The organism is Kitasatospora sp. NPDC059160, assembly GCF_042755465.1.
Taxonomy (GTDB): domain Bacteria; phylum Actinomycetota; class Actinomycetes; order Streptomycetales; family Streptomycetaceae; genus Kitasatospora.
Genome location: NZ_JBHZCN010000003.1, coordinates 75,089 through 86,640 on the forward strand (window position 1 = coordinate 75,089; position 11,552 = coordinate 86,640).

10 protein-coding genes are annotated in these 11,552 nt (G+C 74.7%); all 10 read left to right on the forward strand.

The annotated features are described in order from the left end of the window. Positions 1–17: 17 nt before the first annotated feature. The 10 genes from ACFXOZ_RS02085 (at position 18) to ACFXOZ_RS02130 (ending at position 11,521) form a co-directional block, all read left to right on the forward strand. Positions 18–1,115 (forward strand): phenazine biosynthesis protein, encoded by a 1,098-nt coding sequence (locus ACFXOZ_RS02085; RefSeq protein ID WP_380523215.1) that lies wholly within the window; start codon positions 18–20, stop codon positions 1,113–1,115. After that, positions 1,116–2,468, forward strand: coding sequence for an aldehyde dehydrogenase family protein (locus ACFXOZ_RS02090; RefSeq protein ID WP_380586653.1), 1,353 nt, complete (start codon positions 1,116–1,118; stop codon positions 2,466–2,468). It abuts the gene before it with no gap. Positions 2,469–2,509: 41 nt separating this feature from the next. Next, positions 2,510–3,712, forward strand: coding sequence for an acyltransferase family protein (locus ACFXOZ_RS02095; protein ID WP_380586656.1), 1,203 nt, complete (start codon positions 2,510–2,512; stop codon positions 3,710–3,712). A gap of 152 nt (positions 3,713–3,864) precedes the next feature. Then, on the forward strand, positions 3,865–4,380 hold the full coding sequence (locus ACFXOZ_RS02100; protein ID WP_380586659.1) for a hypothetical protein: 516 nt from the start codon (positions 3,865–3,867) through the stop codon (positions 4,378–4,380). Positions 4,381–4,426: 46 nt separating this feature from the next. Continuing rightward, positions 4,427–5,659: a 3-deoxy-7-phosphoheptulonate synthase gene (locus ACFXOZ_RS02105; protein ID WP_380523211.1), complete on the forward strand. Its 1,233-nt coding sequence runs from the start codon at positions 4,427–4,429 to the stop codon at positions 5,657–5,659. 131 nt (positions 5,660–5,790) lie between these two features. Beyond that, entirely contained in the window at positions 5,791–6,321 is a 531-nt protein-coding gene (locus ACFXOZ_RS02110) for a hypothetical protein (protein ID WP_375887188.1), read from the forward strand. Further along, positions 6,308–8,011 carry a GH3 auxin-responsive promoter family protein gene (locus ACFXOZ_RS02115; RefSeq protein WP_380523210.1) on the forward strand — a complete coding sequence of 568 codons (1,704 nt, stop codon included), beginning with the start codon at positions 6,308–6,310 and terminating at the stop codon, positions 8,009–8,011. Before ACFXOZ_RS02110 ends, ACFXOZ_RS02115 begins: the two co-directional genes overlap by 14 nt. A 51-nt stretch (positions 8,012–8,062) precedes the next feature. Then, on the forward strand, positions 8,063–8,920 hold the full coding sequence (locus ACFXOZ_RS02120) for a class I SAM-dependent methyltransferase (protein ID WP_380586661.1): 858 nt from the start codon (positions 8,063–8,065) through the stop codon (positions 8,918–8,920). Position 8,921: 1 nt separating this feature from the next. Beyond that, positions 8,922–10,367: an FAD-dependent oxidoreductase gene (locus ACFXOZ_RS02125; protein WP_380586664.1), complete on the forward strand. Its 1,446-nt coding sequence runs from the start codon at positions 8,922–8,924 to the stop codon at positions 10,365–10,367. Beyond that, positions 10,364–11,521: a hypothetical protein gene (locus ACFXOZ_RS02130; protein ID WP_375887200.1), complete on the forward strand. Its 1,158-nt coding sequence runs from the start codon at positions 10,364–10,366 to the stop codon at positions 11,519–11,521. The genes ACFXOZ_RS02125 and ACFXOZ_RS02130 overlap by 4 nt, the downstream gene beginning before the upstream one ends. Positions 11,522–11,552: the final 31 nt, after the last annotated feature.

Here is an 11,552-nt window from a genome sequence, read left to right on the forward strand (position 1 = left end):
TCCGAAGGGACGAACGCGTGACCAGCACCCCCGCCCCCCTGCCCGACCCGCACCGCCCACCCCTCGGGGCGGCCGACTTCGACGCCCACGTCCGCGCCCTGATGGCCTGGCACTTCGACGACCGCACCGGCTCGCCGTTCTGGCTCGCCCGCCGCGCGGACCTGGGCTTCGACCCGCGCACCGATGTCGCCGGCGCGGCCGACCTGCTCCGCTTCCCCGACGTCAGCCGCGAACTGCGCACCGTCCCGGCGGCCGACCTGATACCCCGGGGCGCCGCACCGGGCCAGGTCTTCCGGGTCTACGAGTCCGGCGGCACCACCGGCGCCCCCAAGCGGATCGTCGACGGCAACTACCGCTCCCGGATGGGCGCCTGGACCAGGCGGCTGCTGACCGAGCACGGCGTGCCCGCGACCGGCGACTGGCTGCACCTGGGCCCCACCGGCCCGCACGTGGTGGCCTTCGACACCTCCCGCTACGCCGAGCCCGCCGGCGGCCTGTGCTACACCGTCGACCTCGACCCGCGCTGGGTCAAGCGCCTGCTCGGCTCCGGCCGGCAGCAGGAGGCCGACGACTACATCGACCACCTCCTCGACCAGGCCCGCGAGGTCCTGCTGAGCCAGCCGGTGCGGGTGCTGAGCACCACGCCCCCGCTGATCGAGGCCATCTGCGCCCGGCCGGAGCTGCACGAACTGGTGGCCTCCCGGGTCGGGGCGATCATCTGGGCCGGCACCTCGTTCAGCCCGGAGAGCCTGCGCGTGGTGCGGGAGGACTTCTTCCCCGACGCCCGCCTGGTGGGGATCTACGGGAACAGCCTGATGGGCGTGGCCCCGCAGCGGGTCCGGACGCCCGAGGACGTCCACGCCTGCGTCTTCGAGCCCTTCGCCGAGACCACCCGCCTGGACCTGGTGGACGAGGACGGCGAGCCGGTCGGCTACGGCGAGCGCGGCCGGGTCAGACTGCACCTGGTCAGCGAGGAGATGTTCCTGCCCAACGTGCTGGAGCGGGACACCGCCGTGCGGGTCCGGCCGACCTCGGACGGCGGCGTCGACGGCCTCGCGGAGGTGACCAGCGTGGCGACCTTCGAGGACGCCGACGTCGTCGAGGGGGTGTACTGAGTGCTCGTCATCGACCCGCTGGTCGCCGGTGAGCACCGGCCGAGCGCCGACCGCACCGTCCTGACCGACGTGCACGGCGAACCGCTCGCGGACGTCGGCCTCGCCCCCCGGCTCGCCGCCCAGGCCGCCGTCAACCGGCTGCGCCGCGACGCCGACGGCCTGCCCCCCGAGCCGGAGGTGTTCCGCACGGCCGCGCGGCTGTTCGCCACCGCCGAACTGGACGGCGAGAGCGCCGACGCGTACGTGCGCCACACCGTGCGCGGCACCGGCCTCGCCTCCACCACCGTCCGGCGCGGCCTGGCGGACATGGCCGCCGAGATCGAGGAACTGCCCGCCACCACCGCGGCGGAGCTGCCCGCCGCCCGGCTGACGCCGACCCACCGCGTCCACCGGGCGCCGGCGGGCCGGCTCTTCACCGCCGTGATGGCCAGCAACCACCCGCTGCCGCACGCCACTTGGGTGCAGCCGCTGCACCACGGCTACAGCGTCGTCGTGCGGCCCGGCAGCCGCGACCCGTTCACCCCGCGCCGGCTGGCGGCCGCCCTGCTGGCGGCCGGGCTGGCGCCGGAGAAGCTGGCCCTGCTGCCCAGCCCGCACGCCGTCGGCTCGTTCCTGCTGAACGCCGCCGACCGCGGCATCATCTACGGCAACGAGCAGGCGGTGAGCGACTGGAGCGACCGCGCCCGGGTCGCCACCCGCGGCCCGGGGCGCTCCCGGGCCCTGCTGGACCTGCCGCTGACCGACGCCCTGCTGGACCACCTGGCCACCAGTGCGGCCTTCGACGGCGGGACCCGCTGCACCAACCTCTCGGCCGTCCTGACCAGCAACGACGTCCACGACACCGCGGCCGCCCTGGCCGGACGGCTGGCGCACCTGCCGGTGCTGCCCGCCGCCGACCCGGAGAGCGTGCTGCTCGTCGTCGGGCGCGAGCGCGCCGACGGGCTGCGCCGGCAGATGGCCAAGCTGGCCACCGAACTCACCGACCACAGCACGCCGTTGTACGGTGAGGACTTCCTGGTCGACCTCGGCGACGGCTCCTTCCTGCCGCGCCCCGTGGTCCTCGCCGCCGACCGCGCGGACCACCCGGCCGTCGGCACCGAGCTGGCCTTCCCGTTCGTCGTGGTCGCCCCCTGGAGCCCGGCCGACGGCATCGCCCCGCTGCGGCCCTCGCTGGTGCTCAACCTGCTGACCGAGAACGCCGCGATCACCGGACAGGCGCTGCTCGACCCGGCCGTCCGGAAGATCACCGACGGCGCCGTCCTCCCCTGGGAGCTGGTGCCGGGCATGCCGCACGACGGCAACTACACCGAGTTCCTGCTGGACGCCAAGGGCGTAGTCACACCGGCCGGGTGACCCGGCCGCCGTCCCCCACCCCACCGTCGGGAGTCTTCACCATGTCCAGTCCGACCGGGACACCCGTGCCCGCGTCCGCGCGCTTCGCACGGCTGCCCTCCCTGACCGGCATGCGGTTCTTCGCCGCGTTCATGGTCTTCCTCTTCCACTCGACCCTGCCGCCGTACACGCCGTTCACGGGCGGCACCGCCGTATCCGTCACGCACGCCGTCAGCAAGGCGGGCTGGCTGGGCGTCGGGTTCTTCTTCGTCCTCAGCGGCTTCGTGCTGACCTGGTCGGCCCGCCCGGGGGACAGGCCCCGGCAGTTCTGGCGGCGCCGGTTCATGAAGATCTACCCGAACCACGTGGTGACCTTCTTCATCGCGCTGGCGCTGTTCGCCTACATGAAGGCCACCTGGACGGCGGGGATCTCCAACCTCTTCCTGCTGCACACCTGGATCCCGGACGCCAAGGTCTTCCAGAGCATCAACCCGCCCGCCTGGTCGCTCTCCGTCGAGGCCGTCTTCTACCTGTGCTTCCCGCTGCTGCACCGGGCGATCCAGCGGATCCGGCCGGAGCGGCTGTGGCTGTGGGTGGGCATCCTGGCCGCCGCCGTGGTCGCCGTCCCCGCCGTCGCGTACGCGGTCCTGCCGGACTCCCCGGCCATGCCGCTGAAGTTCGAGGCCTCGGTGTGGCAGTACTGGTTCGTGTGGCAGCTGCCGCCGTTCCGGATCCTGGAGTTCGCGGTGGGCATCCTGATGGCCCGGATCGTCATGACCGGCCGCTGGATCAAGTTCCCGGTCCTGCCGGCGCTGGCGCTGGTCGCCGTCGCCTACGTGGTCGAGCTGAAGTGGGTGCCGTGGCTGTACGCGATGAGCGCGGTGACGCTGATCCCGGTCGCCCTGCTGATCGCCGCGATGGCCAGCACCGACATCGCGGGCCGGCCCTCGTTCCTGCGCAAGCGGGTCTTCGTCTGGCTCGGTGAGGTCTCGTTCGCCTTCTACCTGGTCCACGACATCACCGTGCACGTCTTCGTCGACCGCTTCGGCCTCAGCGCGTCGCACAGCGCCCCGGTCGCGGCCGGGATCCTCGCCAGTGAAGTGCTGATCAGCGTCTTCTTCTCCTGGCTGCTGTTCATCGGCGTCGAGCAGCCGCTGATGAAGCGCTTCGCGCGCGGCCGTCCGGCGCAGCCGAGCGGCGCCGCAGGCGGTGCCGGCAGCGCCGAGCCCGACGGCCGGCCGGCCGAAGCGGTGCGGACGCACTGACGCCCGCGCCACCCCCCTGAACCGGGGTGGTCGCGCCACGCCCCCCGGCGCGGCCACCCCCTCCCTTCCCCGCCCTTCCCTTCCCCTCGCCCCGGCGCGACCGCAGGACGCTCCCCCCTCCGGCAGACCGACAACAGCCCAGGAGACCGATGATGAGCCCCCTCCAGCCGACCGCCGAACTGAGCGCCAGCACCCGGATGCTGCTGGCCTGCGACGGTTCCACCACCCTGCTCCTGCAAGCCCTCACCGGCCACGACCTGTCGATCCGGGTCGACGCCCAGGGCGACACCCCGGCCGGCCGCCTCCCGGACGGCATCCGCTCCGCGCTCGGACTCGCGGACTCCGCCGTCGTCCTGGAGCGCCGCTCCTGCCTGGTGACCCCCGAGCAGGAGGTGGTCAGCATCAACCGGGTGGTGTTCGACGGGGCCGCCCGCAGCCGGATGGGCGTGCCCGACGCGCTCACCCCGATCGGCCTCCAGCTCCGCGACCAGCAGGTGCACCAGCACCGCGAACAGCTGTCCACCGGACTCATGCGCTGGCGGGACAGCCTCACCGAGCAGTGGGTGGACTCCGCCTTCAAGGAGTACGTCATCCACTACGCCGCCGGCGGACAGGCCTACGTGCACGAGCAGTTCAACCCGCACATGGTCCAGCTCGCGAACGACTGAGACCCGTCACCGCCTGATCGCCCTTCACCACAGCGAAGGAACTGTCATGCCCCAGGCTCTCGCGACCGCCGAACAGGCGGCCCGCACCCCGCACTCGCACGCCGGAGACCAGACCGGCTGGCGCTTCTACCGGGCGGCCCAGCAGCCGTCCTGGGCCGATCCGGCCCGGCGCGACGAGGTCTGCGCCGACCTCTCCGGCCGTCCCGTCCTCACCCGGCTGCCCGACCTGCTCCAGCTGCGCCGCGAGCTGGCCGGCGTCGCGGCCGGCGACGCCCACGTGCTCCAGGCCGGCGACTGCGCGGAGGACTTCGCGGAGTGCACGGCCGAGCACGCGGTCCGCAAGGAGCGCGCCCTCGTGCGCCTCGCCGACACCGTCGCGGTCTCGACCGGGATCCCGGTCGTCCGGATCGGCCGGATCGCGGGCCAGTTCGCCAAGCCCCGGTCCGCGCCCACCGAGGACGTCGACGGCCGCCCACTGCCGGCCTTCCGCGGCCACATCGTCAACTCCGAGGCCCCGGACGCGGCGGCCCGCAGACACGACCCCGAGCGCATGCTGCGCGCCTACCGGGCCGCCAAGACGGTGGCCGACGCCATCGAGGGGCGGCACGACCGCAGTCCGGCGATCGGACGGCGCACCTGGATCAGCCACGAAGCCCTGGTGATGGACTACGAGACGGCCCTGGTGCGGTTCGACGAGTCCGCGGGCGGCTGGTTCCTGGGCTCCACCCACCTCCCGTGGATCGGCGAGCGCACCCGGCACAGCGAGGGCGCGCACGTGCGCCTGCTGGCCGACGTGATGAACCCGGTGGCCTGCAAGGTGAGCGGCAAGGCCGAGGTGCAGGACCTGCTCGACGTGGTCGGGCGCCTCGACCCCGAGCGCGAGCCCGGCCGGCTGACGCTGATCTCCCGGTTCGGCAAGGACGACGTGCGCACCCGCCTGCCGGCCCTCGCCCAGGCCGTCAAGAACGCCGGACACCCCGTCGTCTGGCTCTGCGACCCGATGCACGGCAACACCTACAAGGCCTCGAACGGCATCAAGACCCGGCGCCTGGACGACGTCTGCGACGAGATCCGGGGCTTCGTCTCCGCCCTGCGCGGCGTCGGGATCCGCCCCGGCGGCCTGCACCTGGAGACCGCCGCCGACGACGTCACCGAGTGCGTGGGCGCGAACGTGCCGGACGAGGCGGCCCTGACGGCGCGCTACACCAGCCTCTGCGACCCCCGGCTCAACCCGGTGCAGGCCTCCCTGGCCGTCGACGCCTTCCTGTCGGCCCTGTAGCGAGGAGGACTCCCATCGACTTCGACGGCGGGCACCCGCCCTTCTGCGTCCTCCTCGGCCCCGACTACTCCGGCAAGTCCTCGGCCCTCGACCGACTCGCCCGGACCGAGCCCCGGTGGCAGTTCCTCTCCGTGGACGACACCCGGCTCGCCCCCGAGCACGAGCTCATCGGCCGGCTGCGCCGCAACGTCGTCAAGGACGTGGCGCCGCACCCGGGCGTCTGGTCCCCGGACTTCTTCGCCACGCTCGTGCAGACCGCCGTCGTCCACCTGCGCGACCAACTGCTGCGCGCCGACGCCGGGACCCCCGTCGTCGTCGACTCCTACTACTACAAGCTGCTGGCCAAGTGCCGCCTCGCCGGAGCGGGGGACAGCCCCCTGCTCGACTGGTGGCGCACCTTCCCCCGGCCGATCCGGGTGGTCTACCTCGACGTGCCGCCCGGGACGACCTGGGAGCGCAGCCGGCAGGGCGCCGACCTCAACGTCCTGGAGCACTACGGCCCGCAGCCGGACCCGGCCGGCTTCCGGCGGTACCAGAGCGACCTGGCCAAGGTCATGCGGGACGAGATCCAGGACCTGCCGGTCACCGTCATCGAGGAACTGGACCGCCCGGAGCTCACCGCGGCCGCGATCCGGGAGGTGGTCACCTATGAGTTCTGCTGAGGCCTGGTCCGACCCCGTCCGGCTGCGGCGCTACCGCGAGCGGGTGTTCGCCGAACGGCGGGGCCTGCGGGCCGCGTTCACCGACCCGGCCGGGAGCCAGCGGCAGGTGCTGACCGACCTGCTGGAGTTCAACGCGGGCACGGAGTACGGGAAGCGGCACGGCTTCGCCCGGATCCGCACCCTCGACGAGTACCGCGGGGCCGTCCCGGTGCAGACCTACGCCGACCTCGAACCGTGGATCGAACGGGCCGCGGCCGGCGAGCGGAACGTCCTGACCGCCGACCACCCCGCCGTGTTCTTCACCAGCAGCGGCAGCACCGGCGCCCACAAGAAGATCCCGGTCACCCCCCGCTTCATGCGCACCACCTTCTTCCCCTTCTACTACGCCGCGTGGGCGCCGCTCATCGAGCACTTCCCGGAGGTCCTGGAGTCCCCCGGGGCGGTGCTGAACCTCAAGCACGACCCCGTCGCGGCCCCGCCCACCACGGCCTCCGGGCGCCCCCACGTCGGCGCCAGCCAGGTCGACTTCGGGACCGCCTTCGGGGAGCCGCTGTCCGCGGAGCCCGGCACCGGCGCCCCCTGGGCGACCCTCCCGGTGCCCGTCGCGGCGGACCGGCACGCGGAGAAGATGTACCTGCGGCTGCGCCTCGCGGTGGAGAGCGACGTCCGCTGCGTCATCGGCATCAACCCGGCGATGGTCGCCGCCCTGCCGTACCAGCTGAACCTGTGGTGGCCCCGGATCGTCCGGGAGGTCCGGGACGGCACCCTCGGCGGCCTGCCGCACCGCGCCCCCGACCCCGCCCGGGCCGCCGAACTGGAGCGCCTCGCCGACCGGCACGGCACCGTGCGCCCGTGCCACGTCTGGCCCCGGATGCGCGCCCTGTTCTGCTGGACCACCGGGGTGGCCTCGCTGTACCTCCCGCGGCTGCGCGAGGAGTACGGCCCCGGCGTGGTGGCCCTGCCCGCCCCCGTGGCCGCCTCCGAAGGCCCGGTGGGCGTCGCCCTCGACCGGCACGGCCGGGCGGGCAGCCTGGTGGCGAACGCCGCGGTGTACGAGTTCGCCGACGCCGACCGGGACCTCGGTCCCGACACCGCCACCCTCCGGCCGCACGAACTGGAGCCGGACCGCGACTACCACGTGGTGTTCAGCCACGTCGGCGGGCTCTACCGGTACGCGGTGGGCGACGTCGTCCGGGTCGTCGACCACCAGGACGGCGTGCCGCGCCTGGAGTACGCCGGCCGGGCGAACCGCTCCGACCACGCCGGTGAGCGGCTGCGCGACGCCCAGGTGACCAGGGCGCTGCACGGCGCGCTGGACGCCACCGGCCTCGAACTGCGCAACGTCGCCTGCCGGGTCGCCGGAGCCCCGCACCGCTCCCCGGGCTACGAGTTCGCCGTCGCCCCGCGCACCCCGTGGCGCCCGGAGGAGTCCGAGCGCTTCACCGACCTCCTCGACCGGGCCCTCCAGCGGCAGTCGGCCGACTACCGCACGGCGCGCGGCCGGGGCCGGCTGGCCGCCCCGACCCTCCTGGGGCTCGACCCCGACGCCTTCCTGCGCGACTGGCAGGCCCGGGTCGAGAGCGGCATCCGCCCCACCCAGGTCAAGGACCGGCTGTTCAGACAGGACCCGCAGGAGTGGGCCCGGCTGACCGGACAGGGCCCCGAAGGACACGGCACAGCAGCCCCCTGAGCCGGCGACGAGCCGCCGCGGGCCTGCGCACCCACCAACCGGAGGACCGACATGACCGCTTCACTGGACGCCGTCGAACGCACCGCGCTCCTCACCGCAGCCCTGCGCGCCGCCGAGAGCAAGCGCCCGGACCGGCTGTACGAGGACCCGTACGCCGCCGCCCTCGCCGGGGACATCGGTCCCGAACTGCTCGCCGAGGTGATCCGCGCGACCTTCCCGCCGGGCCGCGAGCGCACCGTCCCGAGCACCCCCGACTACAACGCGATCCGCACCCGGTTCTTCGACGACTACCTCCGGGCGGCGGCCGAGGACCAGGACACCACCCAGATCGTGCTGGCCCCGGCCGGCATGGACTCCCGCGCCTACCGGCTGGACTGGCCCGAGCGGGTGCGCTGGTTCGAGGTCGACCGGCCGGCCGTGCTCGCCCACAAGGCCGAGCGGCTCGGGGCGACCGAGCCGCGCACCGACCACCGGACGGTCGCCGTCGACCTCACCGAGCCCGACTGGGAGGCCCGTCTGGAGGCCGCCGGGTACGACCCCGCCGTCCCCTCCACCTGGCTGCTCGAAGGGCTCCTCTACTACGTCCCCGCGCCCGACGCCCACCGCGTCCTGGAGCGGGTGGCCGCGATCTCGGCCCCCGGCAGCCGGATCGCCGCCGACATCGTCAACGCGGCCGCCCTGACCCTGCCCCACATGCGCGGCCTGCTCGACGTGTTCAGCGGCTGGGGCTGCCCCTGGCTGTTCGGCACGGACGAGCCGGAGGAGCTCTTCGACCGGCACGGCTTCGACGTGCGGGCGACCCAGCCCGGCGAGGCGGGCGCCGACTTCGGGCGCTGGCCCGACCCGGTGCCGCCGCGCAGCGAGCGCGACGTGCGGCGGGTCTTCTTCGTCCACGGGCGGCGGCGCTGACATGCCGACCGCAGTGATCGTCGGCGGAAGCGTCGCCGGGCTGGCGAGCGCGCTCGCCCTGTCCGGGACCGGGTACCGCGTGCTGGTCCTGGAGCGCGCCCCGGGACCGCCGCAGTGGTCCACCGCGGATCCCGGCTCCGGGTGGCGGCGCCCGACCGCGCCCCAGGGCCTCCAGTCGCACACCCTCACCTCGCTCGGCGTCCGCGTCCTGCGCGAACGCGCACCGCGGCTGCTGGCCGACGCCGGGGCCGCGGGCGCGACGGTCCTCGACCTCACCCGGGCGCTGCCCGCCGACGCCGCCGACAGCGCCCCGGAGCCCGGCGACGGCGACCTGGTCGCGCTCGGCTGCCGCCGCTCCACCCTGGAGCTGCTGCTGCACCGGACGGTCAGCGACACGCCCGACGTCACCGTCCGGCACGACACCACCGTCACCGGCCTCGAACTCCACCCCGGGCACCGGGGCGTGGCGGCCGTCGTCACCGGCGCGGGCGAGCGGGTGCGCGCCGACATCGTGGTGGACGCGACCGGGCGCCGGGCGCTGTCCCGCCGCTGGCTGCACCACGCCGGCATCCCGGTGACCGCCGACCGCACCAGCGCGTCCGGGCTGGTCGGCCACACCCGCTTCTACCGGCTGCGGGGCCGTGCCCTGCCGGGGCCGCTCAACCGCGGCCACGGCGTCGGGGACGTCTACGACCACTACGCGGGCGTGCTGCACCCCGGCGACGACGGCACCTTCTCCATCGCCCTCGGCTCCCTGCCGGGCGACCGCGTCCTCCAGGCCGGCCTGCGCACCCGCACCGGGTTCACCGCGGCCGCCCGCGCCACCCCGGGCCTCGCCCCCTGGCTGGAGGAGGGCGTCAGCTCCCCGATCTCGCCGGTACGGGTCATCTCCAGCCCGCCCAACACCCTGCGCGGGGCGGCCGGCCCGCGGCAGGTCCCGGTCCCGGGCCTCTTCCAGGTCGGCGACGCCGCCTGCATCACCAACCCGCTCTTCGGCCGCGGCATGTCGCTCGCCCTCGACCACGCCTTCCGGCTCGCCGACCTGCTGGCCGAGCAGCCCGACGTCGACGCCGCGCAGCGCCTGGCCGTCGCCCGGATGACCCACGAGCTGTTCCTGCCCTGGTACGAGCAGGCCGCCGGGGCCGACCGGCTGCGCAGCGCCCGCTGGCAGGCCGCCGTCGACGGCCGCCCCGCCGTGCCGGTGCCGCCCACCGGCGGGCTGCCCTCCGGCGCGGAGATCGCCGCCGCGGCCCGCACCGACGGCACGGTCTGGCGGGGGCTCACCCGGATGCTGATGACCCTGCGCACGCCCGCGCAGCTGTTCGCCGACGACAAGTTCCTGGCCCGGGTCCGGCAGGCGGCCCCCGCCGGCCCCGCGCCGACCCCGCCGCCCGGCCGGGACGAGCTCCTGCGCCGGGTCACCGCGACAGAAGGGACTCGCGCATGACGACGACCCTCCCGGTGGCGGGCCCCCGCCCGCGACCGGACGCGGCGGACCGCCCCCGGGTGCTCCTCGCGCCCGTCACCATCACCCCGTCCAAGCCGCTCACGCCGAGCCACCTCAAGGGGCTGCTGTGGACGGACGTGATGTACCGGGCCACCCGCCCCCTCGCGGACGTCGCCTACCGCTACAGCCACACCACCTACCACGCCACCGAACAGACCCTGGGCTTCTGGGAGTTCCTCGACCGCAGCCGGGGCGCCACCGACTACGGCGACCTCACCGAGGAGCGGATCGGCGAGCTGTACGTCGCCTTCCGCGCGGCCGAGCGCGCCCCCGCGCAGGCCCTGCTCCCGTACGCCGAGGCGGTCGAACGCGGCTGGGTGCACCCGGTGGGCACCCGCGTCCTCCAGCTGTGGTCCGGGCACTACGCGGCCCTCGGCCTGCACGACCCGGGACTGCTGCGGCACCAGCCGCCCGGCCTGGGCCTGGACGCCGTCCTCGACCGGCTCACCGCGCTCGGCATGTGCCTGGACCAGCGCGAGGTCGGCGGCCCCGTCTACCTGGACCTCACCCGCTTCGGACTGCCGCTGCGCCGGCTGGTCACCGCGGACGGGCGGCCGAACTACCTGGCCTGCGCCCTGCGGGAACTCATCCCGCTCGCCCCGGACTTCGACGAGCTGGTGCTCCTCTACGACCACGAACTCGACTCCGACTACCAGCAGTTGGAGCGGGTGCTGAGCGAGTTCGGCCCGCGCGTGCGGCGGGTGCCGGTCGGCCGGGTGCCCATCGAGGGCCGGATCCGCTCCGCGCGGCAGGGCGGCTGGCGGGGGCTGCACGCCGGGACGCTGATCGACGCCGCCCGCGCCGAGCACCACGAGGACGCCGTACGCCTGGGCATGCGGCTGTACTTCATCGCCGTGCTCGGCCCCGGCCGGCAGCAGTCGTTCCGCTCCGACCTGCTGGCGCAGTGCCTCCGGCGGGCCGAACGCCTGCTGGAGGAGGCCGGTCCGGAGGCGGACGCCGCGGCGCTCCGGGAGCAGCTGGCACAGCACCGGAAGGACCACGTGTACGTCAACCCCTACCGGCTGACCTCCCACCTCCTCGGCAGGCGCCGCGCCGCGCCCGCCGAGGACCTGCTGCGGGCGGTGTTCCTGTGAGCGCCGGGGCCGCCTCCACCACGCAGGACTG

Excerpts from the sequence above, each read along its gene's own strand:
- ACFXOZ_RS02095 (WP_380586656.1), top strand. The coding sequence starts at position 2,510 with ATGTCCAGTCCGACCGGGACACCCGTGCCCGCGTCCGCGCGCTTCGCA.
- ACFXOZ_RS02100 (WP_380586659.1), top strand. The coding sequence starts at position 3,865 with ATGAGCCCCCTCCAGCCGACCGCCGAACTGAGCGCCAGCACCCGGATG.
- ACFXOZ_RS02105 (WP_380523211.1), top strand. The coding sequence starts at position 4,427 with ATGCCCCAGGCTCTCGCGACCGCCGAACAGGCGGCCCGCACCCCGCAC.
- ACFXOZ_RS02115 (WP_380523210.1), top strand. The coding sequence starts at position 6,308 with ATGAGTTCTGCTGAGGCCTGGTCCGACCCCGTCCGGCTGCGGCGCTAC.
- ACFXOZ_RS02120 (WP_380586661.1), top strand. The coding sequence starts at position 8,063 with ATGACCGCTTCACTGGACGCCGTCGAACGCACCGCGCTCCTCACCGCA.
- ACFXOZ_RS02125 (WP_380586664.1), top strand. The coding sequence starts at position 8,922 with ATGCCGACCGCAGTGATCGTCGGCGGAAGCGTCGCCGGGCTGGCGAGC.
- ACFXOZ_RS02130 (WP_375887200.1), top strand. The coding sequence starts at position 10,364 with ATGACGACGACCCTCCCGGTGGCGGGCCCCCGCCCGCGACCGGACGCG.